Genomic DNA, 24015 nt, shown 5'->3' on the forward strand with positions numbered 1-24015 from the left:
TGATGGAAAAGAAAAAGGACGCGGCGTTCGCCGCGTCCTTTTTGTTTGGTCCTGCAGTGCTTTCTGTAGAGCGGAGCCATGCTCGGCTGCGAGCAAGCGAAGCGCGCGACCCGCTGTTGCTCTTCTTTCTTTCTTCCGTGGCGGATGGCCACCGGAAACTGTCAGAGGGCGGGCGGGTTGGGTTCGCGGGGGTGTCCGCGGCATGGATGCCGCGGCCAAGCCCCCATGGACGGGTTCACGGCGTCCCCCGCGAACCCAACCCGCCCGACCCAGCACGGCTGTTGCTTCATGCCTTTCGCGACCAACCGACCCGCCACGAGGGGCTCAGCCGTTGGCCGGAATCACAGTGCCGCGCGGATCCGCTCGCGCAGTGCTTCCAGATCCTTGGCAAACGCATCGATACCGGTCGCCAGCTTCTCGGTGGCCATCGGATCGGCTGCCAGGTCTGCTGCGAACTTCGCCGCGTCGATCGGGGTCACCGCCGCGCCGTCCGCTGCACCGGCCACCAGCTTGCGCGGCAGCGCGCCGTGGTCGGCGTCCAGCTTCTCCAGCAGGTCCGGCGAAATGGTCAGGCGGTCGCAGCCGGCCAGCGCTTCGATCTGCGCGGTAGAACGGAACGAGGCGCCCATCACCACCGTCGGCGAACCGCGACGCTTGAATTCGGCGTACACGCCACGCACGAACTTCACGCCCGGGTCTTCGTCGATGCTGGCCGGGGTCTGGCCGTTGGCCACGTACCAGTCCAGGATGCGGCCGACGAACGGCGAGATCAGGAACGCGCCGGCTTCGCTGCAGGCCAGCGCCTGGGTCGGGTTGAAGATCAGGGTCAGGTTGCAGTCGATCCCCTCGGCCTGCAGGATGCGCGCGGCTTCCACGCCTTCCCAGGTCGCGGCGATCTTGATCAGGATCTTCTCGCGCGGCACGCCGGCGTCGGCGTACATCTGGATGAACTGGCGGGCCTTGGCCACGGTGGCGGCGGTGTCGTGCGCCTGGTCGGCATCCACCTCGGTGGACACCCGGCCCGGTACCAGCGTGCTCAGCAGCGCGCCGACGCCGATGGTCAGGCGGTCGGCCACGGCGTGCACCACGGCTTCGCGGTCGCCCGTCTGCTGGCGGCCCCAGGCCAGTTCGCGTTCGATCAGCTCGGCGTAGACCGGCAGGTCCAGCGCCTTCTTCACCAGGGTCGGGTTGGTGGTGCAGTCCACCGGCTGCAGGCGCTTGATCGCCTCGTAGTCACCGGTATCGGCAACGACCACGGACAGTTCGCGCAGCTGGGACAGTTTGGACGGGGTACTCATTACGGCTCCTGGGGCAGGGGGATCGAATCGCGCGCGGTGCGCAGCGGTAATCAGGGGCGGTCGTTGTGGACCGCGGTCACGCGCAGGCGCAGCTTGCGGCCGCCGGGCGCGGTCCAGTCGATGCTCTGGCCGATCGAAAGGCCGAGCAGGGCACTGCCGACCGGGGCCAGCACGGAAACCTTGCCTTCATCGACGTTGGCTTCGCGGGGGAAGACCAGGGTCAGGACGTGCTTCTCGCCCGACACCTCATCTTCGCACTCCACGCGCGAATGCATCATGACGATGCCTTCGGGAATCTGGTCCGGTGCCAGCACGGTGGCCCGGTTGAGTTCTTCAGCAAGCGCGAGCGCGGCAGGCGTCTGGCTCAGCGCGGGAGATTCGAGCATGGCGTCCAGGCGGTCCATGTCGAAGGTAGAAACGGTGATCGACGGCGGCAGGCCGCTGGCGGTGTTCATGGTGAAGCTCCTTGGTTGAAAGCCATGCAAAAGGCGGCACCTGCTGGCGCCGCCTGTCTGTATTGTGGGGACAAATGCGGCCGGAATCGACTCCTGCCGATTCCAGGCCGGTACTGCGGGGGCTCAGCCGTTCAGCGCGGGGCCGGGCAGGGCCGGTGCATCGCTGCCGGCATCGAGCGCTTCCAGCGTGAACAGCGCCTGCGGCAGACGCTTGAACTGGTCGGCCAGGTCCATCAGGAAGTCGTTCATGGCCGAGCTGCGGCGCCAGATCATGGCGATGCGGCGGCTGGGACGGCCTTCGCCGGTGAAGTCGAGCAGGCGGATGTTGTTCGAGCGCGGCACTGGCGGCTGCACCGACAGGCTCGGCAGCAGGGTGATGCCGACGTCGGCGGCGACCATCTGCCGCAGCGTTTCCAGACTGGTGGCGCGGAACTCGGACTTCTCGTTGGCGCCGAACAGGCGACAGACTTCCAGCGCCTGGTCGCGCAGGCAATGGCCGTCCTCCAGCAGCAGCAGCTTCTGCGTGGCCAGTTCCTGCACGTCCAGGTGCTCGCGACGGGCCAGCGGGTGGCGACCGGAGACGGCCAGCAGGAACGGTTCCTCGAACAGGAACTCGGCATGCAGCTGGTCGTCGATCACCGGCAGCGCCAGCAATGCAGCATCGAGCTTGCCTTCGCGCAGGCGGTCCAGCAGCACGTCGCTCTTCTCCTCGACCAGCAGCAGTTCCAGCTCCGGGAAGCGCTCGCGGATGCGCGGGATCACATGCGGCAGCAGGTATGGGCCGAGGGTCGGGAAGATCCCCAGGCGCACCGTGCCGGCTTCCGGATCGCGGCTGCGTCGCGCCGCTTCCTTCAGCTGTTCCACTTCGGACACGATCACCCGTGCCCGTGCTGCTGCTTCCTGGCCAGCGGGGGTCAGCATCACCTTGCGCGGTGCGCGTTCCACCAGCGGCAGGCCGAGCTCTTCCTCCAGCTTGCGGATCTGCGTGGACAACGTCGGCTGGCTGACAAAGCAGGAAGCGGCAGCCCGGCCGAAATGCTTGTGGTCGGCCAGGGCTACCAGGTACTTCAGATCACGTAGGTTCATCCTTACACCCCAGGGGTAACGGACCGGCTGACGGCGTGGTTACCCGACAGGCAGACAATGTTCCCGGTGATCTGGGAACGGTGGATCAGGCCGCTTCAGCAACGGCACCGCTGCTGTTGCTCACCGACGAGCGGATCAGGTGGTCGAACGCGCTCAGTGCGGCAGTGGAACCGGCGCCCATGGCGATGATGATCTGCTTGTAGGGCACCGTCGTGCAATCGCCAGCAGCAAATACACCCGGCAGGTTGGTCTGGCCGCGATCGTCGATGACGATCTCGCCACGCGGCGACAGCGCCACCACATCCTTCAGCCACTCGGTGTTGGGCAGCAGTCCGATCTGCACGAAGATGCCTTCCAGCTCGACGCGGTGGGCATCGCCGCCGATGCGGTCCTTGTAGACCAGGCCGGTGACCTTGCTGCCGTCGCCGAGCACTTCGGTGGTCTGTGCGCTGGTCAGCACGGTGACGTTGCCCAGGCTGCGCAGCTTCTTCTGCAGCACTTCGTCGGCACGCAGGCTGGAATCGAACTCCAGCAGGGTTACATGCGACACGATGCCGGCCAGGTCGATGGCCGCTTCCACACCGGAGTTGCCGCCGCCGATCACCGCCACGCGCTTGCCCTTGAACAGCGGGCCATCGCAGTGCGGGCAGTAGGCCACACCCTTGTTGCGGTACTGGTCTTCACCCGGCACGTTCATCTGCCGCCAGCGCGCGCCGGTGGACAGGATCACCGAACGCGACTTCAGCACCGCGCCGTTCTCCAGCTGCACCTGCACCAGGCCGTCTTCGCCGGCCGGCACCAGCGCACTTGCGCGCTGCAGGTTCATGATGTCCACGTCGTACTCGCGCACGTGCTGTTCCAGTGCCGTGGCCAGCTTCGGGCCCTCGGTCTCCTTCACCGAGATGAAGTTCTCGATGGCCATGGTGTCCAGCACCTGGCCACCGAAACGCTCGGCGGCGATGCCGGTACGGATGCCCTTGCGCGCGGCGTAGATCGCCGCTGCTGCACCGGCCGGGCCACCGCCGACCACCAGCACGTCGAAGGCGTCCTTGGCGGCGATCTTCTCGGCATCGCGCCTGCCGGCATTGGTGTCCAGCTTGGCCACGATCTGCTCCAGGGTCATGCGGCCCTGGTCGAACACTTCACCGTTGAGGTACACGGTCGGCACCGACATGATCTCGCGCTTCTCGACTTCGTCCTGGAACAGCGCGCCGTCGATGGCCACGTGCTGGATGCGCGGGTTGAGCACCGCGGCCAGGTTCAGCGCCTGCACCACGTCCGGGCAGTTCTGGCACGACAGCGAGAAGTAGGTTTCGAACCTGTACTCACCTTCCAGGTTCTGCACCTGCTCGATCAGCTCGGCGGTGGCCTTGGACGGGTGACCGCCGACCTGCAGCAGCGCCAGCACCAGCGAGGTGAACTCGTGGCCCATCGGCAGGCCGGCGAAGGTCAGGTGGATGTCCTGGCCCGGCGTGCCCAGGTCGAAGGACGGCACGCGGCCCTGGCCATCGCGCAGGACCCGCAGCGTGATCTTGTCCGACAGGCTTTCCAGGGTCTGCAGCAGGTCCAGCATTTCCTGCGACTTGGCGCCGTCGTCGGCGTGCGCGGTGATCTGGATCGGGCGGGTCACGCGCTCCAGATAGGTCTTCAGCTGCGACTGCAGGTTGGCGTCCAACATCGGGTCATCTCCTGGCTTCAGGCAAACAGGGGGCGTGGCACCGCTATACAAGGTAGCGGACCAGCTGGGGGTAGGGGTGAACCCAAGACAGCGACCGTGGAAGGGGCTGGCTGGCCAAAGCTGGCGCGCGTTGGCTGTCTTGGGTTCACCCCCACGCCGGCGGGGGGACCGGCACGGGGATGAAGGGCGCGTCGTGGCGTGGGGCCACGGCAGGCCGGTACTGCGTTAGATCTTGCCGACCAGGTCCAGCGACGGGGTCAGGGTCTTCTCGCCTTCCTTCCACTTGGCCGGGCAGACCTGGTTCGGATTGGCGGCGGTGAACTGGGCAGCCTTGAGCTTGCGCAGGGTCTCGGACACGTCACGGGCGATCTCGTTGGAGTGGATCTCCAGGGTCTTGATCACGCCTTCCGGGTTGATGATGAAGGTGCCGCGCAGGGCCAGGCCTTCTTCCGGAATGTGCACGCCGAAGGCGTTGGTCAGCTGGTGGGTCGGGTCGCCGACCAGCGGGAACTGGGCCTTGCCGACGGCCGGCGAGGTTTCGTGCCACACCTTGTGCGAGAAGTGGGTGTCGGTGGTGACGATGTAGACCTCGGCGCCGGCCTTCTTGAACTCGGCGTAGTGGTCAGCGGCGTCTTCGATCTCGGTCGGGCAGTTGAAGGTGAAGGCGGCCGGCATGAAGATCAGAACGGACCACTGGCCCTTCAGGCTGGCGTCGGAAACCTTGATGAACTCGCCGTTGTGGTAGGCGTTGGCTTCGAACGGCTGGATCTGGGTGTTGATGAGGGACATCATTTTTCCTCTTGGTGAAGGGGAGTGGGTGAATCGACAGGAGCTAGGTTACCCATTCGCTCGCGATAAGAACAATCCATTGATTGCATCTATTTGATAGATGCAGCCTATCAAATAGCCATGAGCAGGCACTGAACCTTGCCATCGCCATCCTGCAACTGATTGTGTGACAAGGAAAATCCTCCGCAGCAGGGGAACCCGGCCGATAGCCCCTCCTTATCCCGTTGGCCAGAACCTGAACGGATCCCGGTCTTGTAGAGCCGAGCCCACGCTCGGTTGCTCCAGAAGCAGCCGAGCGTGGGCTCGGCTCTACAATTGCAGCATGCCCTTCAAAACAGAACCCTCCCTGCGCCAGCTGGTGGCTGAAGCCAGCGCCCGCCTTGGCGGCATCGACGCCCGCCACGAAGCCGAACTGCTGCTGCTGCATGTACTGGACCGCCCGCGCAGCTGGCTGTTCGCCCATGCCACCGATCCGCTGGCCGCCGCCGACCAGGCCACCTTCGAAGCCTTGCTGGCCCGCCGTGTGGCCGGTGAGCCGGTTGCCTACCTGATCGGGCGTCGCGGTTTCTGGACGCTGGATCTGGAGGTCGACCCGGCAACACTGATCCCGCGCCCGGAAACCGAGTTGCTGGTCGAGTTGGCGCTGGAGCGACTGCCGCCGGACCAGGCGTTGCAGCTGGCCGACCTCGGTACCGGCAGCGGTGCGATCGCACTGGCGCTGGCCAGCGAACGGCCCCGGGCACAGGTGCTGGCCACCGATGCCAGCACGGGCGCGCTGGCCGTGGCCGCACGCAATGCCGCCCGCCATGAACTGGGCAACGTCCGTTTCGCCGAGGGCGGGCACGACTGGTATGCGCCGCTGCAGGGCGTGCGCTTCGACCTGATCGCCAGCAATCCGCCGTACATCGCCAGCGACGACCCGCACCTGGAACAGGGCGACCTGCGCTTCGAACCGTCTACCGCGCTGGCCTCGGGCATGGACGGCCTGGATGACATCCGCCGCATCGTCGATGGCGGCCAGGCCCACCTGCGGCCCGGCGGCTGGTTGCTGATCGAGCACGGTTGGGAGCAGGGCGCCGCGATCCGGGCACTGTTCGAGGCGACGGGATTTGTCGAGGTGCAGACCGTGCAGGACCTGGAGCAGCGCGACCGCATCACCCTGGGCCGGCGTCCGGCCTAGAATGGAGGTTCTCCTGCCCCGGCAGGGCATCACCCTGGAGCTGCAAGCATGCGTACGCTGTACCCCGCCATCACCCCCTACGACGTCGGCACCCTGAAGGTCGACGACCGCCACACGCTGTACTTCGAACAGTGCGGTAACCCGGAAGGCAAGCCGGTGGTGATGCTGCATGGTGGCCCGGGCGGCGGCTGCAGCGACAAGATGCGCCAGTTCCACGACCCCTCCAAGTACCGCATCATCCTGTTCGACCAGCGCGGTGCTGGCCGTTCCACCCCGCACGCCGACCTGGTGGACAACACCACCTGGGACCTCGTTGCCGATATCGAGAAGCTGCGCGAGCACCTGAAGGTCGATCGCTGGCAGGTGTTCGGCGGCAGCTGGGGTTCGACCCTGGCCCTGGCCTATGCCGAAACCCATCCGCAGCGCGTGACCGAACTGGTCCTGCGCGGCATCTTCATGCTGCGTCGCTGGGAGCTGGAATGGTTCTACCAGGAAGGCGCCAACCGCCTGTTCCCGGATGCGTGGGAGCATTACCTCAAGCCGATTCCGCCGGTGGAGCGTCATGACCTGATCTCGGCCTTCCACCGCCGCCTGACCAGTGAAAACGAAACAACCCGCCTGGAAGCGGCCAAGGCGTGGGCGGTGTGGGAAGGCGCGACCAGCTTCCTGCATGTCGATGATGACTTCATCAACAGCCACGAAGACCCGCACTTCGCGCTGGCCTTCGCCCGCATCGAGAACCACTACTTCGTCAACGGCGGCTTCTTCGAGGTGGAAGACCAGCTGCTGCGCGACGCGCACCGCATCGCCGACATCCCGGGCGTGATCGTGCACGGCCGCTACGACGTGGTCTGCCCGCTGGCCAACGCCTGGGACCTGACCAAGGTGTGGCCGAAGGCGAAGCTGGAAATCACCCCGGCCTCGGGCCACTCGGCGTTCGAGGCCGAGAACGTGGACGCGCTGGTGCGCGCCACCGATAGCTTCGCCTGATCGGTAGTGCCGGCCGCTGGCCGGCGAGGGGTCAGATCCCTTTCCCACGGAAAGGGCTCTGACCCCGGTGTGGAACCCATCCACGCATGGCGTGGATCTACTGCACCCGGTAGTGCCGGCCGCTGGCCGGCAACGCTCTACCGGTAGCGCCGGGCCATGCCCGGCGGCGATTCTCTCCCTTGTTCAAGGCTGTCGCTATTGGCCTTGAACCGGGGCGAGGCGGGCTGGCACCGTGGACGTCCGTGCAATTTTCGGCAACCCCAGCATGTACACTCGCCTGCTGTTGACCAAGGAAAAGGCCTCTGCAACCGATGCATACGTTGGCGGCGGTGCGTTTCTTCCAGAGAACATACGTTGGCCAGCCTGTGTTGAAGGCCGTGCGCTCTTTCACCTGATGGCACTCCCTGCACATTGGTTCTATCCGCAGGGCGTTGCTGAGGATTTCTGGTTCTCAGTCTTCATCCCCACCGATACCCGGGATCATTCCCACTTCCGTCGGCTGCGCGCGGTGCAGGGAGCCAGCGACGCAGTTGTGCTCGCATACAGGCGTGGCGCCGCATCCAGAAGCCGATGCATGAGCGACTCGCTTGAGCGCGGCCGTATCGAGCGGGTGGAGTGTTTGGAACCTGACGATGATGAGAACCTGGATTCCAAGCTGGATGGAGTCGATGCATGGCTGCAATCAACTTTGACGTGGAATGGCGGTCGCCGTCGCTTGATGCTCTACGGCGCGGACATCGACGGCATTCTGCCTTCGCACAAAGGTGTACTGTCCGATGGCATGGCGTATCTGTTCCTCCGGAATAAGCATGATTTTTCTCCGGAAGGACGCGCCGGGGCGTTCTTTCTCCAATTGGGCTGAATCAGTTTTTTGGTGCGTCGCGCGCTGGCTCTGCACCGAAGTCCACATCCACGCATGGTGTGGATCTACCGCAGCTTGGTAGTGCCGGCCGCTGGCCGGCAGACCGGAATCCATTGGAACCGTGCAGACGCCGGCCAGCGGCCGGCGCTACCAATCCCCGGCCAGCAATGCGTCGGCCAGCACCTGCAGTTTCGGCGAATGCTGGCGCGACGGTGGGTAGATCAGCGACAACGCGCGGCTGCGCCCTTCGAACGGCTGCAGCACGCACTGCAGGCGGCCGTCAGCCAACGCATCGGCCACCGCGAAATCCATCACCTGCACGATGCCGATGCCGGCGATCGCCGCTTCCACCAGCGGATCGCCGCTGTCGAACACCATCCGCGCCGGTGGCGTGAAATCATGAAGCTGGCCGTCCTGCAGGAACTGCCAATCCACCAGCCGGCCACTGCGCAGGTTGCGCACGGCCAGGCACGCGTGGCCCTGCAACGCCGCCACATCGTCCGGTGCGCCACAGCGGGCCAGGTAGCCGGGGCTGGCCACCGTCACCCAGCGCAGCGGCCGCAGTGGCCGCGCGACGATGCGCTGGTCGGCGATGACGCCGGTGCGCAGCGCGGCATCGAAGCCTTCCTCGACCAGATCGACCAGGCGGTCGTTGAGCACGGCTTCCACCTGCAGTTGTGGGTGCTGCTGCAGCATCGGCCCCAGCAGCGGTACCAGCACCTTGCGCCCGAACATCGAGGGCGCACTGATCTTCAGAGTGCCCGAGGGTGTGCACGGACGGTCGGCCAACTGGCGTTCGGCGTCCTCGAGACCGCACAGCAGAGGAGCGACCTGATCGACGAACTGGCGACCATCCGGGGTCAGTGCCACGTTGCGGGTGTTCCGCTGCAGCAGCTTCACCCCCAGCATGGCCTCCAGCCGACTGATCGCGCGCGACAGGCCTGACTGGCTCAGGCCCAGCTGCCCGGCGGCGACGGTGAAACTGCGTGCTTCGGCCACCTGCACCAGCATGCGCACGGCATTGAGGTCCATCGAGGTTCCATTCATGCTGAAAATCATGACAGATATGGCTGGAAAGGGGTTTATTGATAGCTCTGCATCAATGAGACTGCGCTCCCCACAGCACCGGACCGTCGATGCCTCCCCTCAAGTACCCGCGCTGGGCGCTGGCCCTGCTGGCCACCGCCCAACTGATCATCGCCCTGGACGCCACCATCATCTTCGTCGCCCTGCATGACATGGGCCGCGCGCTGCAGATCAACGCGCAGCAGCTGCAGTGGGTGGTCAGTGCCTACACCGTGGCCTTCGGTGGCAGCCTGCTGCTGGGGGGCCGCGCCGCCGACCTGATCGGCCGTCGCCGCTTCTACCGGCTGGGCATGCTGCTGTTTGCACTGGCGTCGCTGCTCGGCGCGCTGGCGCCGAACGCCACCCTGCTGATCATCGCGCGTGCGGCGCAGGGCATCGGCGCGGCACTGCTGTTCCCGGCCACGCTGGCGCTGATCAACACGTTGTATGCGGAAGGTCCGGTGCGCAACCGCGCACTTGCGATCTGGAGCATGGCCAGTGCGGTCGGCCTGGCGCTGGGCACGCTGCTCGGTGGCGTGCTGACCCAGGCGTTCGGCTGGCCGGCGGTGCTGGCGGTGATCGTGCCGCTGGCCACCACCTGCGCGGTCGCTGCGGGCGCGTGGTTGCCGGCCGATGGCCCGCGTGCGCAGGGCCGCTCGTTCGACCTGGCCGGCTGCATCACCGTCACTGCCGGCGGCAGCCTGCTGGTCACTACCCTCGTGCAAGGGCCGGAGTGGGGCTGGACGGCGCCGGCCACGCTGGGCTGCCTGCTGCTGTCGGCGCTGCTGCTGGTGGCGTTCGTGCAGATCGAACAACGCAGCCGCGATCCGCTGATGCAGTTCGCGCTGCTGCGCCTGCCCGGCCTGCGCGCGGCACTCGGCCTGACCTTCGCCTTCATGAGCAGCTACGGCGTGCAGTACTACTTCATGGCGCTGTATTTCCAGGATGGCTACGGCTGGAGCCCGCTGCAGGCCGGCCTGGCGTTCCTGCCGGCGACGGCGGTGTGCACGGTCGGCATCCAGCTGGCCGAGTGGGCGCTGAAGCGCTGGAGTGCACGCAAGGTGCTTGTGCTCGGCCAGCTGGCCGGCGCCGTCGGCATCGCCTGGGTGGCCGCGACGCTGCCGCACGGCGCGAACTTCTGGCCGCTGCTGCCCGGCGTGGTAGTGCTGAGCATCGGCCAGGGCATGACCTGGACCTCGATGTGGATCGTGGCCGGGCAGGGCGTGCCGTCCGCACAGCAGGGCGTTGCATCTGGCATGGCGGCGACCGCGCAGCAGATCGGTGGTGCGCTGGGCCTGGCGGTGCTGGTGATGGTGGCCAATGCCGATGCGGGTGCAGCCGGTTCGCCGAGTGCACTGGCCGGGCTGGTGCGCGCCGAGTACGGTGCCGCCTTGTTTTCATTGTTCGGCGTGGTGATCGCGTTGGGCCTGCGCCCGGCGCCGGCCGAATCGGCCGCCACCGTCTGCCCGGCCAACGAGGCATGATTGAGGGCGCTGCCGTGGCGGATGTGCCTCGCCTGTGGTAGTGCCGGCCGCTGGCCGGCAACCTCGGGGTGGTTGGATCATTGGGGTTGCCGGCCAGCGGCCGGCACTACCGATACGGGATGGAACCACGCTCGTTCAACCCAGCGCCAGCAACTCCGGTTGTAGCGCGCCGAAGATCCGCGCCAGCCGCTCCGCCCACGCCAGCTGCCCAGCCACATCGGCGATCAGATCCTGGCGGATCTCCAGTTCCACATGCACCAGGCCGCGGCCTTCGCCATGCACCGGGACCGCGTAGTCGCTGGTGCTGCTGACCGAATACGGTTCGTTGTCACCCACCACCAGATCGCCTTCCTCGCGCAGTGCCTGCAGCAGGGCATGGGCAAAACGTGTGTCCTGGTGATACAGCACGCCGGCATGCCACGGTCGCTGCGTGCCGTTCATCACGGGAGTGAAGCTGTGCATCATCACCAGCAGGGTCGGCTGGCCGGCATCACGGCGCGCATCAAGCTCGGTCTCGATGCGTGCATGGTAGGGCGCGTGGATCGCATCGATGCGCTGCTGGCGCTGCGCCGCCGATAGCCCTGCATTGCCCGGGATCACGGTGTGGTCGCTCACCTCCGGAATCAGCGTCGGTGAGGCCAGTGGACGGTTGCAGTCGATCAGCAGCCGCGAGTAGGTCTGTTCGATCGCCCAGGCATCGAGCCGTTTAGCCAGTGCACGGGTGGTGCCGGCGATGCCGATGTCCCAGCCGATATGGCGGTCCAGCTCGGCCTGGGGCAGGCCGAGCGCGGTCAGCGCACGCGGCACCTGCTGGCCGGCGTGGTCGGCCAGCAGCAGGTATGGCGAGGCGCCCTGCGCCCGGTGGATCGCGTAGATCGCCGGGTCGTCGGCGCCGAGCAACGCAGGCAGCCTGTGCAGGTCAGCGTCAGCCACGCGGGCGCCCGTCCAGGTGGTGCTCGATCATCCACAGCCCAGCCCAGAGCTTGGCGTCCAGCTCGTAGCCTTCGCCCATCTTCTGCACCAGCCACGCTGCAGCCTCATTGCGCGGAATCTCGTGCACGGTGATGTCCTCGCTGTCATCGCCGCCACCTTCGCCGATGCGGCGCAGGCCGGTAGCGCGCACGAAGGCGATCTTCTCGCTGCTGGCGCCGGAAGATGTCGGGCCGATCATCAGCACTTCGGCATGGTCGGCGGTCCAGCCGGTTTCTTCTTCCAGCTCGCGCACGGCCGAGACTTCGATCGATTCGCCGGCGTGGATGTCGCCGACCAGGCCGGCCGGCATCTCGATGGTGGGCGCCTGCAGCGGTACACGGAACTGTTCGACGAACAGCACCTTGTCCTCCGGGGTGACGGCGATGATGATCGCGGCCAGGCCACCGGCATGGGTGCGTTCGCTGTATTCCCAGGTGCCGCGCACCACCATGCGCTGGTACTTGCCTTCATAGACGACACGCGGGGCTTCGGTGTTGCGCTGGCTCATGCGGGCTCGCTGGAATTGGAAAAGGAAGGAGTGGGAACGGGGTCGGCCACGCCGGCGGCACCGAACAGCCGGCGGCGGGTCATCGGGCCGAAGCGCAGGGTCTGGCACAGGCCATCGAGCAGTTCCGGGTCGGCCGGTTGGCGCAGCAGGCCGGGCTCGCTGCCCTCCAACGGCGCGTCCAGCGCGATGGTGGTCAGCTGGCGCCAGAGCTGGGCGTGCTCGCGCTGCTCGCGCAGGCGCACCGCCATCTGTGCAGCGCCACGCAGGCGCAGGAACGGTACCTCGTCCAGGCGTTCGAACAGCGCATCCATGCTGCCGAAATGGGCCAGCAGCACGGCGGCGGACTTGCTGCCGACACCACTGACCCCGGGAATGTTGTCCACCGCATCACCGCACAGCGCCAGGTAGTCGGCGATCTGGTGCGCATGCACGCCGTGCCGGGCCTTCACCCCGGCCACGTTCCAGCGCTGGTTGCGGGCGTAGTCCCACTGCTCGTCATGGTCGGCCAGCAGCTGCGACAGGTCCTTGTCGGCGGAGATGATCACCCCGCGATGGCTGCTGCGGTGGACGTGCAGGGCACTGCCGATCAGGTCGTCGGCCTCGTAGTCGTGATGGGCCAGGACCGCCAGGCCCAACGCCGCGCACAGCGCCTTGCAGTGCACGAACTGGCGCTTGAGCGCCTCCGGTGCCGGATCACGGTTGGCCTTGTAGGCCGGATACAGGCGGTGGCGGAAACCGCTGTCGAGCGCTTCGTCGAAGGCGATGGCGATGTGCTGCGGGCGCTCGCGTTCCAGCAGGTCCAGCAGGAAGCGGGCGAAGCCGTGAACGGCATTGGTCGGCCAGCCCTGCGCGTCCTGGAACTGGTCCGGCAGCGAGTGCCAGGCGCGGAACACGTAGATGCTGGCATCGACCAGGTACAGCGACGGCGGCGGTGCCGGCAGGGTCATGCCGGCGGCGTCCAGTCCCGCAGCAGGGTTGCCGGGTCGGGGCGCTCGCGCTCGGGTACGTCGGCCTTGGGCGTACCGATGTGGATGAAGCCGGCGATGCGTTCGCCGTCGACCAGGCCCAGGTGGGCCTGCACGGCCGGATCGAAGGCCATCCAGGCGGTCAGCCACTGCGCGCCGAAACCCAGCGCCTGCGCGGCCTGCAGCAGGGCGAAACAGACGCAGCCGGCGGTCATCAGCTGTTCCTGCTCGGGCACCTTCGGGTCCGGCCGCGGGCTGGCCACCACCACGATCACCAGCGGTGCGTGGCTGAAACGCTGGCGGTCCTTCTCGAACACGGCCTCGCCCGCATGTGGGTCGCGCTGGCGGCTGCGTTCAGCCAGGAAGTCGCCCAGAGTGTGACGTGCATCGCCTGCGATTTTCAGGAAGCGGAACGGCACGCGCTTGCCGTGGTCGGGCACGCGCACCGCCGAGGCCAGCATCCGCTGCAGGGTGGCCGGGTCCGGCCCGGGCTCGCCCAGTTGCCGCGAGGGCACCGAGCGGCGGGCATCCAGGGCGAGCAGGGCAGCAGGGTCGGGCATGGAGTCTGAACCGGTCATCACGGGCGTTTGATTATAGTCGGGGTGGTCAATGACGCCGTCTGTGTCGCGTCCGGCCCCTGAATACCAAACTGTGATGAACATCATGCCACTGGCGGGAAACGGACAGCCGCTTCCCCTCGCCTCGTGGGCCTTGCACGGCTTACGATATCTGTCTTGCCGGGCCGCCGGTCATGAGGTTTGAAGTGAGGACTGTTTCACTGTCCGTGACGGGCTGGCCGGCCTACCATCGACGTTCCGGTACATGGGGTGTGCCGGAAGCCGCGATGTCCATGCTGTCTGTCGTACCAGAGAAGGTGGGGAGCCTTCCCGAATGATGAGCGTGCCCACACCGATGGGATCGCCGGGCCGTGACCCGGCCCAGCTCCAGCGTGCCCGGGACATGGTCCTGCCCGCGCTGTGCCAGGCCTTCGGGGCGGCACTGGCGCGTTTCGACGATGCCCTGTTCGACCGCGCCGGCAATGCCGGCTCGTCGCAGTTGCTGTTCCTGGACGCGATGCGCGAACTGCGCCGGCGCCGTGAGGACATCGCGGCCGCTTTCGCCGGCCACCTGCAGCAGGCCTGGGCCGCATTGGAGGCTGGTGAGCCGCTGTCAGCCGAGGCGACCCTGTCCGGGCCGGCCGAGGATGGGCTCAGCCTGCTGGCCGAGCATGTGCTGGAATCACGGTTGGCGGTGCGCAATTTCGCCACTGTATTGCTGCGTGACTTCAAGCCGGTGCTGGCGCGGCTGGATCGCCGCCTGGGCCGGTTGATCGGCGGCGCGGAACTGGATGCCGACCACAATCCGATCAGCCCCGAACACCTGGGCGTGGCCATCCACGAAGCCTTTGCCGGCTGTGAACTGGCCCCGGAAGTGCATCTGGTGCTGATCAAGCTGTGCGAGCGCGACCTGCGTGCACCGGTCGGTCGCATCTACGAGAAGCTGGACGAGCAGCTGGCCGCAGCCGGCGTGATGTCGCAGATGGGGGCTCCGCAGCGCCCACAACCGCCGGCACCGGATCCGCGCATGGCCGGGATGCTGGATGACCTGGTCGAGCATCGCCACGGCGCGGGCGTCGATCCGGGGTTCAGCGATGAAGAGCAGGCCGCACCGGCCTGGGCGCAGCGCTTTGCCGCCCGCTGGTCCGAGCGCCGCGGGCATATGCAGCAGCACCTGGGCGGCGATGACGGCGCCACCGGCGAGGCCTACGCTGGCCAGCAGGGCATGCTGCTGGAAGCGCTGCACGAACTGCTGCAGCAGACCCGCCATGTGCGTGAGGACGCCACGTCTGCGGCACAGGTGGCGGTTGGCCAGCAGCGCCCGCTCAGCCAGCGCGAAATGATGTCGGTGCTGTCGCTGCTGCAGGCCACGCCCAGCGCCACCCTGCGCGCGGCCATCGGCGAGGACGGCGAATCGCTGGCGCAGCGCCTGAAGAGCGAAGTGCTGTCCAGCGCCACCCAGCTTGGCGTCGATCCGGGCCAGACCCGGCTGGACCCGCAGGATGAGGATGCCATCGATCTGGTCGGCATGCTGTTCGACGTGATGCTGGACGAGCGTGAACTGGAAGGCCGCTCGCGCGAACTGATCGGCCGCCTGGTGGTGCCTTTCGTCAAGGTCGCCATGCTCGACCGCCGCATGTTCGTGCAGAAGACCCACCCGGCGCGCAAGCTGCTCAACTCGCTGGCCGAGGCCTGCGAGGGCAACACCGGCGAGAGCCAGGCCGAGCGCATGCTGATGGCCAAGGTCGAAGAGATCATCGAGCGCCTGGTGGCCGAGTTCAACGAGAACCTGGCGATCTTCCTGACCCTGGAAGAGGAATTCCGCGAGTTCCTGGTGCAGCATCGCCGCCGCGTGGAAATCGCCGAGCGTCGTGCCGCAGAAACGCAGCGCGGCCAGGAAAAGCTGGAAATGGCCCGCAGCCGGGCCGGTGCGGAACTGGACCGCCGCATCGGTGACGCCACGCTGCCGCCGGCCATTGCCGAATTCCTGCGCCAGCCGTGGCAGCACCACCTGACCCTGGCGCTGCTGCGCGAGGGCGAAGAAGGCGCCTCGGTGGCCGAGGCATTGAGCCTGGGCGACGGCCTGCTGGAGGAAGTGGCCGAGGCCCGCCGCCAGATCGTCGGCAAGCCGTGGCTGCAGGCCTGGCAGCCGGTGCTGGCCAAGGTGTTTGCCAGCGTCGGCGTGCACGGCGATGCGGCAACCGCCGCCATCGATGCCCTGCATGACACCCTGCAGGGCATCGCCGAGTCGCGGCCGGAACTGCAGCGTGCGCTGCCGGAGCTGCCGCAGGTTGCCTTGCCGGCCCCGCCAGTGGCTGAATCGCCGGCGGTTGAGCTTGGCGGGCAGATCGACGCCGACGATTTCGACAACGCCGATGCCGACCGCTTCCGCCGCATGGAAATCGGCAACTGGCTGGACTTCGTCGACAAGGATGGCAAGGTGCAGGCGGGCAAGCTGTCCTGGGTCAGCCCGATTTCCTCGCGCCTGCTGTTCGTCAACCGTCGCGGCGTGCGCTTCTGCGTGGCCTCGCCGGAAGAACTGGCGGTGATGATGCGGCTGGGCCGCCTGCGTGCCCACGTTGATGATGGCGCCTTCGACAGCGCCATGCAGGGCGTGATCGATCGCCTCGACCCGGGCAGCGCCACGCTGCACTGAGCGGGTGCCGCCTGCTAGGATCGGGAAACTCACCGATCAGCGGGGACCTGCATGGCCGTGGCGTTGCTGGGGATCAAGGAGACCGCGCCGGGCGAACGGCGCGTGGCACTGACGCCGGAGACCGCGCGCAGGCTCGGGGCCTTGGGCATTGCCGTCTGGTATGAGGCGGGCGCGGGTTTGGCGGCTGGTTTCACCGACGCCGCCTATGACGATGCCGGTGCACGCGTCTTCGACGCGGGCCGCTGGGCCGAGATCGATATCCTGCTGTGCGTGCAGGCCCCCCCTGCGGCGGTGCTGGAACAGCTCAAGCCCGGCGCCAGCGTGGTCGGCCTGCTGGCCCCGGCCAGCGATCCGGCGCTGGCCGCGCTGGCGGCCGATGGTCGCCTGCAGCTGTTCCCGCTGCAGCAGCTGCCGCGCACCACCCGTGCGCAGGCGATGGATGTACTCAGTTCGCAGGCCGGCATGGCCGGCTACAAGGCAGCGCTGATCGCCGCCGAACGCGCGCCGCGCTTCTTCCCGATGCTGACCACTGCTGCCGGCACCGTGCGGCCGGCCAAGGTGCTGGTGATCGGTGCCGGCGTGGCGGGCCTGCAGGCCATCGCCACCGCGCGCCGCCTCGGTGCACAGGTGGAAGGCTTCGACGTGCGCCCGGAAACCCGCGAGCAGATCCAGTCACTGGGCGCACGCTTCCTCGACCTCGGGGTCAGCGCGGCGGGCGAGGGAGGCTATGCGCGGGCGCTGACCGATGACGAGCGCGCCGAGCAGCAGCGTCGGCTGGCCGACCACCTGCGCAGTGTGGACGTGGTGATCTGCACGGCTGCGGTACCGGGCCGCCCGGCACCGACCATCGTGACCGCCGCGATGGTGGAAGGCATGGCCACCGGCAGCGTCATTGTTGATCTGGCGGCGGAAAGTGGCGGCAACTGCGCACTGACCCTGCCGGGGCAGTGCATCGAACACCAGGGCGTGACCATCGACGGTCCGCTGGGCCTGGCCAGCCGCGGCGCGACCCAGGCCAGCGAGATGTATGCACGGAACCTGCTCAACTTCGTTGCGCTGTTCGTGCGCGACGGGCAGCTCGGTTTCGATTGGGACGACGAACTGCTGGCGAAGACGCGCTGGCAGGCGTGAACCTCATGTGCCTCCTGTAGAGCCGAGCCCGTGCTCGGCTTGCGCAGGCGCGATAAAGCAGCCGAGCGTGGGCTCGGCTCTGCAAAGGGTTGAACGCTGCCTTTACCGCGGCTTCGCCGGCGGCGGGTTGTCGCGCACCCAGTCCTTGCGTTGCTCCGGCGTCATCTGCGACCAGCGCTCGCGCAGTGCGTCGCGCTGCGCGGGCGGCAGATCCCGCATCTGGCCGAACAGGGCGCGGGCCTGCTCACGCTGTTCCGGGCTCATGTGCTCGAAGCGGCGCAGGCCGCGGCGGGCCTTGTCGCGTTCCTCCGGGCTCATCGATTGCCAGCGCTGGCCATGCGAGAGCATCCGCTGGCGCTGGCCGGCATCGGCGCTGTTCCAGCGGTCGCGCAGCGGCGCCAGCAGCGATTCCCGCTGCGCTTCACTCAACTGTTCCCAGGCCGGCAGTGGTGGGGCTGGCGCGGGGCGTGCGGCAGGGGCGGGCGCGGCGCTCTGCGCCAGCGCCGGGAGGGCTGGCAGCAGCAACAGGGTCAACAGCAGCGGCAGGGTATGCAGTCGGGACATGGTTCACTCCATCGCCAGGTCGGTATCGCCCAGCCACAGGTACAGATCGGGATTTTCGTCGTACAGCACGCTGTTGTCTTCCACCGAGGCCAGCACCGGTGCCGGCGCGGCGGGCGACAGTGGGCTGTGGCCGCTGAACTGCAGGCCGATCCCCAGCGCCACCACCAGGGAACAGGCGCTGGCCAGCCACCAGCGCCAGCGCCCGTGACGGGCTGCGCTGGCGCCGTGGCGGGCCTGGCGCAACCGTGCCAGCGTGGCCGGCGACAGCGCCTGCAGCGACTGCGCGTGCAGGTTGCGCAGCATGTCATCGGAGGGCAGGGAGCGGTTCACGGGTGGGTCTCCAGGTAGTCCTGCAGCGCCTGCCGGGCGCGTGCCAGATGGGTTTTTACCGCGCCTTCGCTACAGCCCATGGCGCGGGCCGTGGTGGCCCCGTCCAGGTCCTGCAGCACGCGCAGGGTGAAGGCCTCGCGCTGGCGTGCGGGCAGGGTACGCAGCGCCTGTACCAGTTGCTGGTACTGCTGGCGCTGTTCGTGCGCCTGCGCCGGGTCCGGGCCGGGGTCGGCCCAGTCGATCCCGCCTCCGTCGGCGTCCTGGTTGTCGCGCCAGAACGGCAGGCGGAAACGGCGCCGGCGCTGCAGGTCGATCACGCGGCGGCGCAGGATGCTCCAGAACAGGGGCGCCCATTCGGCCGCCGGCTTGTCGGCGTAGTCCAGCATGCGCATCAGCGCGTCCTGCACCGCGTCCATCGCGTCTTCGCGCTGGCGCAGGCCGGCCTCGGCGAAACGGAACGCGCGCGGGCCGACGCTGGCCAGGAACACCTCCAGCGATGCCGGCGGGGCATCGGTGTCGGCGCTCGGGGGGGCGGGGCTGCTCACCAGCACAGGGTACGGTTCCTCGCTCGGGGTCACCATCGACAACGCGTGAGCGTCGCCGCGGTTGACGCCGGGTGCGCGCCGGGTTCAGCCCGTGGTTATGATGGGCCGACGAAGACAGAGCGGGAGCGTTGCCAGTGAGTGACGGGTTCGTAGCGCTGTACATCTTCATGCTGGCGGCCATCGCCGGCCACGTGATCATTTCGCGGGTGCCGGTGATACTGCATACCCCGCTGATGTCGGGCTCCAACTTCATCCACGGCATCGTGCTGATCGGTGCGATGGTGGTGCTGGGGCATGCGCAGACGCCGCTGGAAAAGGCGCTGGGCTTCCTGGCCGTGGTGCTCGGCGCCGGCAACGCCGCCGGTGGCTACGTGGTCACCGCGCGCATGCTGGAGATGTTCAAGCCGAGCGCGCCCAAGGGCGGCAGGGACGAACCGAAGGAGCCACAGGCTTGAACATCAGCACCGTCGAACTGCTCGACTGGCTGGTCAAGGCCAGCTACCTCGTCGCCGCTACGCTGTTCCTGCTGGGCCTGCAGCGCATGGCTTCGCCGCTGACCGCGCGCAGCGGCATCCGCTGGGCCGGGCTGGGCATGCTGCTGGCCACGGTGGCGACCTTCTTCCTTCCCGAACTTCACAACGTTCCGCTGATCCTGGTGGCGCTGCTGCTGGGCGCGGGCCTGGCCTGGTGGTCGGCCGGCAAGGTGGCCATCACCGACATGCCGCAGATGGTGGCGCTGTACAACGGCATGGGCGGTGGCTCGGCGGCGGCGATCGGTGCGGTGGAACTGCTGCGCTATGCCTTCCTGGCCCACCGCGATACCAGCCATTGGAGCGAGCAGGCGCTGGCCGACCTGGCCGCGCGCCAGCCGTCGGGCACGGTGCTGCTGCTGGCGGTGGTCGGCGCGGCGATCGGTGCGGTCTCGCTGTCCGGTTCGGTGATCGCCTGGGCCAAGCTGGATGGACGCCTGGACAAGCGGGTGACCTGGCCGGGCCAGCAGGTGATGAACCTGCTGGTGGCGCTGGCGGTGGTGGTACTGGCGATCATCGCGGCCAGCACGCTCAGCACCTGGGCGATCGTCGCCTTCTTCGTGCTGGCGCTGGCACTGGGCGTGCTGATGACGCTGCCGATCGGTGGCGCCGACATGCCGGTGGTGATCTCGCTGTACAACGCGTTCACCGGCCTGGCGGTGTCGTTTGAAGGTTATGTGCTCGGCAACGAGGCGCTGATCATCGCCGGCATGATGGTCGGCGCGGCGGGCATCCTGCTGACCCGGTTGATGGCGAAGGCGATGAACCGGCCGATCCGCAATGTGCTGTTCTCCAACTTCGGCGGCGGTGCCGGAGGCGAGGCGCAGGCGATCACCGGCTCGCAGAAGCCCATCGAAGCGTCGGACGTCGCGGCGATGATGGCCTTTGCCGAGCGCGTGGTGATCGTGCCCGGCTACGGCATGGCGGTGGCGCAGGCCCAGCACAAGATCTGGGAACTGGCGCAGCGGCTGGGCCAGCGTGGCGTGAAAGTGAAGTTCGCGATCCACCCGGTGGCCGGGCGCATGCCCGGGCACATGAACGTGCTGCTGGCCGAGGCCGGCGTGCCCTACGACCTGATCGCCGACATGGACGACATCAACCCCGAATTCGCCAATACCGACGTGGTGCTGGTGATCGGTGCCAACGACGTGGTCAATCCGGTGGCACGCACCGACCCGGCCAGCCCGATCTACGGCATGCCGGTGCTGGACGTGGTCAACGCGCGCAACGTGGTGGTGATCAAGCGTGGCAAGGGCACCGGTTTTGCCGGCATCGAGAATGCGCTGTTCTACGCCGACAACACCCGCATGCTCTATGGCGACGGCGCCGAAGCGGCGGCCTCGCTGGTGAGCGAGCTGAAGGCGCTCGACGGCGGGCATTGAGTTGAGGACCGGGGTCGGATCCCTTTCCGCAGGAAAGGGCTCTGACCCCCTTGCCGGCCAGCGGCCGGCACTACCCCCATCCGTGCGTGGCGGCTGCAGCTGGTAGGTGCGGACCTTGGTCCGCACGCTTTTGCCGGCCAGCGGCCGGCACTACCCCCATCCGTGCGTGGCGGCTGCAGCTGGTAGGTGCGGACCTTGGTCCGCACGCTTTTGCCGGCCAGCGGCCGGCACTACCCCCATCCGTGCGTGGTGGCTGCAGCCGGTAGGTGCGGACCTTGGTCCGCACGCTTTTGCCGGCCAGCGGCCGGCACTACCCCCATCCGTGCGTGGCGGCTGCAGCTGGTAGGTGCGGACCTTGGTCCGCACGCTTTTGCCGGCCAGCGGCCCGCACTGCCGAATCCATGAATCTCTACGCGCTCAGCGCGCCAGCCAGGCACCTACGGCCACGGCCACGGCCAGCCACAGCCATTCCACCGCGCCGTTGGCCAGGCTGATCAGGGTCCAGGCCAGGTGCGGGCCCATCCGCGTGGTGGCATCCCACAGGTCCAGGCCGATCGAGCCGCCCATCCAGGCGCTGGCGATGGCCCAGTTGGCCACGGCGGCCACCAGCAGGGTGCCGAGCACGACCAGGGCGACGCGCAGCCGGCCTGGGCCCAGCGTGCCCAGGCGCAGCATGAACACCAGTTCCAGGGCGGCCAGCACCGCCATCCAGCCGACCTGCCGGCCGGTCATCAGCGCCAGGACCATCCAGGCGAGGGGAGCGACAAACAGGCCCAGCAGCAGCATGAGGGGCCAGAGCCAGGTCACGGTCCTGGCACGCGCGGCATTGGAGGACATCGAAGCTCCCAGAAGATCACCCACAGGATACTGTGGTTTGCCGCAGTGCACCGGCGGTGCGGGGGCGGCTGGGCTAGAATGCCGTCTTGCGTGGCTTCGGCCACGGCCCCATATCGGTCCCCATGTATTCCCGTAGCAGCGAACCTGTCCACTTCGAACGCGATTGCGAGGCCGTGATGGTCCCGCAGGGCGACACCGTGACCCTGCCCGCCGGCAGCTATGGGTACATCACCCAGGCGCTGGGCGGCAGTTATTCGGTGTTCGTCGAGGGCAACCTGTTCCGCATCGCCGGCAAGGACGGCGATGCCATCGGCAAGGAGGCACCGGCACCGCTGGAACTGCCGGCCGACGCCACCGATGAACAGGTGGAGCAGCTGGTGTGGCAGCAGCTGCGCACCTGCTTCGACCCGGAAATTCCGGTCAACATCGTGGAACTGGGCCTGGTCTATGAAGTCGAGATCAAGCATCTGGATGAGGGCAAGCGCGAGATCGACGTGAAGATGACCCTGACCGCCCCGGGCTGCGGCATGGGCGAGATCCTGGTCGACGATGTGCGCAGCAAGCTTGAAATGATCCCGACGGTGGCCGAGGCCGACGTCGACCTGGTGTTCGACCCGCCGTGGAACCAGCACATGATGTCCGAGGCGGCCCGGCTAGAGACCGGCATGCTTTGACCCAGGGCCCGCAGTGACGCGGGCCCGGCACTACCCGCAACCAGAACAGGAATCCTCCGGTGTCCCAGTCCATCCCCAGCTTCGCCGTCACCCGTTCGGACCACCCGCGCAGCGCTGAAGAGCGCGCCAAGATCCTGGAGAAGCCGGGCTTCGGCCTGCACTTCACCGATCACATGGTGGAAGTGCGCTGGGACAAGGATGCCGGCTGGCACAATGCCAACGTGCGCGCCTACGGCCCGCTGCAGCTGGACCCGGCCGCCGCCGTGCTGCATTACGGCCAGGAAATCTTCGAAGGCATCAAGGCCTACCGCCACGCCGACGGTTCGATCTGGACCTTCCGCCCGGATGCCAACGGCCGTCGCCTGCAGCGTTCGGCGCAGCGCCTGGCGTTGCCGGAACTGCCGGTGGAGATCTTCGTCGAATCGCTGAAGCAGCTGATCGCCGTCGACAGTGACTGGGTGCCTTCGGCCGATGAGTCGAGCCTGTATTTCCGCCCGTTCATGATCGGCGACGAGGCCTTCCTCGGCGTGCGCGGCGCGCACAAGGCCGGCTACTACGTCATCGCCAGCCCTGCCGGCCCGTACTTCGCCAAGGGCGTTGCCCCGGTGTCGATCTGGCTGTCCACCGAGTACGCGCGTGCGGCCAAGGGCGGCACCGGTGCCGCCAAGTGCGGTGGCAACTACGCCGCCTCGCTGCTCCCGCAGCAGAAGGCGCAGGCGCAGGGCTGCTCGCAGGTGCTGTTCCTCGACCCGGTCGAAGGCAAGTACCTGGAAGAACTGGGCGGCATGAACGTGTTCCTGGTCTACAAGGACGGCACGCTGGTCACCCCGGAACTGTCAGGCAGCATCCTCGAGGGCATCACCCGCGAGAGCATCCTGCAGCTGGCCCGCGACCGTGGCATGAAGGTCGAAGAGCGCAAGGTCAGCATCGACGAGTGGAAGGACGGCGTCGCCTCCGGCGCGATCAGCGAAGTGTTTGCCTGTGGCACCGCCGCGGTGGTCACCCCGATCGGCCAGCTGAAGGGCGACGGCTTCTCGGTGGGCGACATCAACGCGCCGGCCGGCGAAGTGACCATGTCGCTGCGCAAGGAGCTGACCGATATCCAGTACGGCCGCCTGCCGGACCGCCACAACTGGCTGGTCAAGCTGGGCTGATCGCCCAACGCTGAACTGTAGAGCCGAGCCGACGCTCGGCTGCTCTTCCGGAAAGCCCGTCCCCGTGACGGGTTTTCTGCGTTGTGGGCCGGGGCCGAACGCCGATGTCGGCAAAGTCATTCCAGGACACGTGACGCCCCAGTCAGGTCTGTGCAGGACACGAGAAAGTTCCTTCACCTTCACAAACCCTCGACCCGAAAAGTCTCAGAACGAACATTTCATCTTGCTGAAAAGACGCTGAAAATCTTGTGGTGTCCGGTTCTGGCCATTAGCGTCATATGCACGGCGGATCGTTAGGGGGATCCGCTGACTCACCGGACTTC

24 protein-coding genes are annotated in these 24015 nt (G+C 67.5%); 10 read left to right on the plus strand and 14 right to left on the minus strand.

The features are described 5' to 3' along the window. Window positions 1-341: 341 nt before the first annotated feature. The 5 genes from ACMGRF_RS01845 to ahpC all read right to left on the minus strand — a co-directional run bounded on the left by ACMGRF_RS01845 (window position 342) and on the right by ahpC (window position 5306). Window positions 342-1298, minus strand: coding sequence for a transaldolase (locus tag ACMGRF_RS01845; protein WP_414485598.1), 957 nt, complete (start codon window positions 1296-1298; stop codon window positions 342-344). Between the two features lie 50 nt (window positions 1299-1348). After that, window positions 1349-1753, minus strand: coding sequence for a nucleoside diphosphate kinase regulator (gene rnk, locus ACMGRF_RS01850; protein ID WP_049414505.1), 405 nt, complete (start codon window positions 1751-1753; stop codon window positions 1349-1351). 123 nt (window positions 1754-1876) lie between these two features. Further along, entirely contained in the window at window positions 1877-2839 is a 963-nt protein-coding gene (locus ACMGRF_RS01855) for a LysR substrate-binding domain-containing protein (protein WP_049414506.1), read from the minus strand. Between the two features lie 85 nt (window positions 2840-2924). After that, the gene (gene ahpF, locus ACMGRF_RS01860; RefSeq protein WP_049414507.1) at window positions 2925-4517 is read right to left on the minus strand and encodes an alkyl hydroperoxide reductase subunit F; all 1593 of its coding nucleotides are present in this window, start codon (window positions 4515-4517) and stop codon (window positions 2925-2927) included. A 225-nt stretch (window positions 4518-4742) separates the two neighbouring features. Beyond that, complete coding sequence (gene ahpC / locus ACMGRF_RS01865; protein ID WP_005408159.1) at window positions 4743-5306, minus strand: alkyl hydroperoxide reductase subunit C; 564 nt, start codon at window positions 5304-5306, stop codon at window positions 4743-4745. A gap of 322 nt (window positions 5307-5628) precedes the next feature. Here ahpC and prmC point away from each other — a divergent pair, with 322 nt between their 5' ends. The 3 genes from prmC (at window position 5629) to ACMGRF_RS01880 (ending at window position 8338) form a co-directional block, all read left to right on the plus strand. After that, window positions 5629-6486: a peptide chain release factor N(5)-glutamine methyltransferase gene (prmC, locus tag ACMGRF_RS01870; RefSeq protein ID WP_414485599.1), complete on the plus strand. Its 858-nt coding sequence runs from the start codon at window positions 5629-5631 to the stop codon at window positions 6484-6486. A 48-nt stretch (window positions 6487-6534) separates the two neighbouring features. Beyond that, on the plus strand, window positions 6535-7476 hold the full coding sequence (gene pip, locus ACMGRF_RS01875) for a prolyl aminopeptidase (RefSeq protein WP_049414509.1): 942 nt from the start codon (window positions 6535-6537) through the stop codon (window positions 7474-7476). A 265-nt stretch (window positions 7477-7741) separates the two neighbouring features. Further along, window positions 7742-8338: a hypothetical protein gene (locus ACMGRF_RS01880; protein ID WP_180881160.1), complete on the plus strand. Its 597-nt coding sequence runs from the start codon at window positions 7742-7744 to the stop codon at window positions 8336-8338. Window positions 8339-8485: 147 nt separating this feature from the next. On the opposite strand, the gene ACMGRF_RS01885 is transcribed toward ACMGRF_RS01880, so the two are convergent. Next, window positions 8486-9370, minus strand: coding sequence for a LysR family transcriptional regulator (locus ACMGRF_RS01885; protein ID WP_049414511.1), 885 nt, complete (start codon window positions 9368-9370; stop codon window positions 8486-8488). 104 nt (window positions 9371-9474) lie between these two features. On the opposite strand from ACMGRF_RS01885, the gene ACMGRF_RS01890 reads away from it, so the two are divergent. Then, the gene (locus ACMGRF_RS01890; protein WP_414485600.1) at window positions 9475-10887 is read left to right on the plus strand and encodes an MFS transporter; all 1413 of its coding nucleotides are present in this window, start codon (window positions 9475-9477) and stop codon (window positions 10885-10887) included. Window positions 10888-11022: 135 nt separating this feature from the next. Here the strand turns inward: ACMGRF_RS01890 and ACMGRF_RS01895 are convergent, their stop codons facing one another. Genes ACMGRF_RS01895 through ACMGRF_RS01910 form a run of 4 tightly spaced genes read right to left on the minus strand, consistent with a single transcriptional unit; the run spans window position 11023 to window position 13892 of the window. Next, window positions 11023-11820, minus strand: a complete 798-nt coding sequence (locus ACMGRF_RS01895) for an N-formylglutamate amidohydrolase (RefSeq protein ID WP_049414513.1) — start codon at window positions 11818-11820, stop codon at window positions 11023-11025. Continuing rightward, entirely contained in the window at window positions 11813-12367 is a 555-nt protein-coding gene (locus tag ACMGRF_RS01900) for an NUDIX hydrolase (RefSeq protein ID WP_049414514.1), read from the minus strand. The genes ACMGRF_RS01895 and ACMGRF_RS01900 overlap by 8 nt, the downstream gene beginning before the upstream one ends. After that, window positions 12364-13314 carry a 5'-3' exonuclease gene (locus ACMGRF_RS01905; protein WP_049414515.1) on the minus strand — a complete coding sequence of 317 codons (951 nt, stop codon included), beginning with the start codon at window positions 13312-13314 and terminating at the stop codon, window positions 12364-12366. Before ACMGRF_RS01905 ends, ACMGRF_RS01900 begins: the two co-directional genes overlap by 4 nt. After that, window positions 13311-13892 (minus strand): nitroreductase, encoded by a 582-nt coding sequence (locus ACMGRF_RS01910; protein WP_049414519.1) that lies wholly within the window; start codon window positions 13890-13892, stop codon window positions 13311-13313. The genes ACMGRF_RS01905 and ACMGRF_RS01910 overlap by 4 nt, the downstream gene beginning before the upstream one ends. Window positions 13893-14223: 331 nt before the next feature. Between ACMGRF_RS01910 and ACMGRF_RS01915 the strand changes: the two genes are divergently transcribed. Together ACMGRF_RS01915 and ACMGRF_RS01920 are read left to right on the plus strand one after the other, a co-directional pair. Next, window positions 14224-16545, plus strand: a complete 2322-nt coding sequence (locus ACMGRF_RS01915; RefSeq protein WP_414485601.1) for a DUF1631 domain-containing protein — start codon at window positions 14224-14226, stop codon at window positions 16543-16545. A gap of 51 nt (window positions 16546-16596) precedes the next feature. Further along, window positions 16597-17676, plus strand: a complete 1080-nt coding sequence (locus ACMGRF_RS01920; RefSeq protein WP_005415378.1) for an NAD(P) transhydrogenase subunit alpha — start codon at window positions 16597-16599, stop codon at window positions 17674-17676. 102 nt (window positions 17677-17778) lie between these two features. Here ACMGRF_RS01920 and ACMGRF_RS01925 read toward each other — a convergent pair whose 3' ends face one another. From ACMGRF_RS01925 to ACMGRF_RS01935, 3 genes are read right to left on the minus strand one after another with little or no spacing between them, the layout of a single operon-like run. Beyond that, window positions 17779-18240 (minus strand): DUF3106 domain-containing protein, encoded by a 462-nt coding sequence (locus tag ACMGRF_RS01925; RefSeq protein WP_414485602.1) that lies wholly within the window; start codon window positions 18238-18240, stop codon window positions 17779-17781. A gap of 3 nt (window positions 18241-18243) precedes the next feature. After that, window positions 18244-18570 carry a DUF3379 domain-containing protein gene (locus ACMGRF_RS01930; protein ID WP_263468003.1) on the minus strand — a complete coding sequence of 109 codons (327 nt, stop codon included), beginning with the start codon at window positions 18568-18570 and terminating at the stop codon, window positions 18244-18246. Next, a complete protein-coding gene (locus ACMGRF_RS01935) occupies window positions 18567-19151 on the minus strand; it encodes an RNA polymerase sigma factor (protein ID WP_262222875.1) in 585 nt (194 codons plus the stop codon). Before ACMGRF_RS01935 ends, ACMGRF_RS01930 begins: the two co-directional genes overlap by 4 nt. A gap of 98 nt (window positions 19152-19249) precedes the next feature. Here ACMGRF_RS01935 and ACMGRF_RS01940 point away from each other — a divergent pair, with 98 nt between their 5' ends. After that, on the plus strand, window positions 19250-19570 hold the full coding sequence (locus ACMGRF_RS01940; RefSeq protein ID WP_005415382.1) for an NAD(P) transhydrogenase subunit alpha: 321 nt from the start codon (window positions 19250-19252) through the stop codon (window positions 19568-19570). Next, window positions 19567-21027: an NAD(P)(+) transhydrogenase (Re/Si-specific) subunit beta gene (locus ACMGRF_RS01945; protein WP_099485628.1), complete on the plus strand. Its 1461-nt coding sequence runs from the start codon at window positions 19567-19569 to the stop codon at window positions 21025-21027. The genes ACMGRF_RS01940 and ACMGRF_RS01945 overlap by 4 nt, the downstream gene beginning before the upstream one ends. A 417-nt stretch (window positions 21028-21444) precedes the next feature. Here the strand turns inward: ACMGRF_RS01945 and ACMGRF_RS01950 are convergent, their stop codons facing one another. Then, window positions 21445-21864, minus strand: a complete 420-nt coding sequence (locus ACMGRF_RS01950; protein ID WP_032953950.1) for a membrane protein — start codon at window positions 21862-21864, stop codon at window positions 21445-21447. Window positions 21865-21986: 122 nt separating this feature from the next. Here ACMGRF_RS01950 and sufT point away from each other — a divergent pair, with 122 nt between their 5' ends. Together sufT and ACMGRF_RS01960 are read left to right on the plus strand one after the other, a co-directional pair. After that, complete coding sequence (sufT, locus tag ACMGRF_RS01955; protein WP_005415385.1) at window positions 21987-22538, plus strand: putative Fe-S cluster assembly protein SufT; 552 nt, start codon at window positions 21987-21989, stop codon at window positions 22536-22538. A gap of 59 nt (window positions 22539-22597) precedes the next feature. Further along, complete coding sequence (locus ACMGRF_RS01960) at window positions 22598-23692, plus strand: branched-chain amino acid aminotransferase (protein ID WP_049414944.1); 1095 nt, start codon at window positions 22598-22600, stop codon at window positions 23690-23692. Window positions 23693-24015: the final 323 nt, after the last annotated feature.

Source organism: Stenotrophomonas sp. EMP41 (assembly GCF_047495535.1).
In the GTDB taxonomy this organism is placed as follows: Bacteria; Pseudomonadota; Gammaproteobacteria; order Xanthomonadales; family Xanthomonadaceae; genus Stenotrophomonas; species Stenotrophomonas sepilia.

Bases quoted from the DNA above. Each gene is read 5' to 3' on its own strand.
- ACMGRF_RS01885 (WP_049414511.1), bottom strand. From the start codon at position 9,370: ATGGACCTCAATGCCGTGCGCATGCTGGTGCAGGTGGCCGAAGCACGC.
- ACMGRF_RS01855 (WP_049414506.1), bottom strand. From the start codon at position 2,839: ATGAACCTACGTGATCTGAAGTACCTGGTAGCCCTGGCCGACCACAAG.
- ACMGRF_RS01890 (WP_414485600.1), top strand. From the start codon at position 9,475: ATGCCTCCCCTCAAGTACCCGCGCTGGGCGCTGGCCCTGCTGGCCACC.
- ACMGRF_RS01915 (WP_414485601.1), top strand. From the start codon at position 14,224: ATGATGAGCGTGCCCACACCGATGGGATCGCCGGGCCGTGACCCGGCC.
- ACMGRF_RS01880 (WP_180881160.1), top strand. From the start codon at position 7,742: ATGTACACTCGCCTGCTGTTGACCAAGGAAAAGGCCTCTGCAACCGAT.
- pip (WP_049414509.1), top strand. From the start codon at position 6,535: ATGCGTACGCTGTACCCCGCCATCACCCCCTACGACGTCGGCACCCTG.
- ACMGRF_RS01900 (WP_049414514.1), bottom strand. From the start codon at position 12,367: ATGAGCCAGCGCAACACCGAAGCCCCGCGTGTCGTCTATGAAGGCAAG.
- ACMGRF_RS01910 (WP_049414519.1), bottom strand. From the start codon at position 13,892: ATGCCCGACCCTGCTGCCCTGCTCGCCCTGGATGCCCGCCGCTCGGTG.
- ACMGRF_RS01845 (WP_414485598.1), bottom strand. From the start codon at position 1,298: ATGAGTACCCCGTCCAAACTGTCCCAGCTGCGCGAACTGTCCGTGGTC.
- rnk (WP_049414505.1), bottom strand. From the start codon at position 1,753: ATGAACACCGCCAGCGGCCTGCCGCCGTCGATCACCGTTTCTACCTTC.
- ahpC (WP_005408159.1), bottom strand. From the start codon at position 5,306: ATGTCCCTCATCAACACCCAGATCCAGCCGTTCGAAGCCAACGCCTAC.
- sufT (WP_005415385.1), top strand. From the start codon at position 21,987: ATGTATTCCCGTAGCAGCGAACCTGTCCACTTCGAACGCGATTGCGAG.
- ACMGRF_RS01905 (WP_049414515.1), bottom strand. From the start codon at position 13,314: ATGACCCTGCCGGCACCGCCGCCGTCGCTGTACCTGGTCGATGCCAGC.
- ACMGRF_RS01935 (WP_262222875.1), bottom strand. From the start codon at position 19,151: ATGGTGACCCCGAGCGAGGAACCGTACCCTGTGCTGGTGAGCAGCCCC.
- ACMGRF_RS01920 (WP_005415378.1), top strand. From the start codon at position 16,597: ATGGCCGTGGCGTTGCTGGGGATCAAGGAGACCGCGCCGGGCGAACGG.
- ahpF (WP_049414507.1), bottom strand. From the start codon at position 4,517: ATGTTGGACGCCAACCTGCAGTCGCAGCTGAAGACCTATCTGGAGCGC.
- ACMGRF_RS01950 (WP_032953950.1), bottom strand. From the start codon at position 21,864: ATGTCCTCCAATGCCGCGCGTGCCAGGACCGTGACCTGGCTCTGGCCC.
- prmC (WP_414485599.1), top strand. From the start codon at position 5,629: ATGCCCTTCAAAACAGAACCCTCCCTGCGCCAGCTGGTGGCTGAAGCC.
- ACMGRF_RS01925 (WP_414485602.1), bottom strand. From the start codon at position 18,240: ATGTCCCGACTGCATACCCTGCCGCTGCTGTTGACCCTGTTGCTGCTG.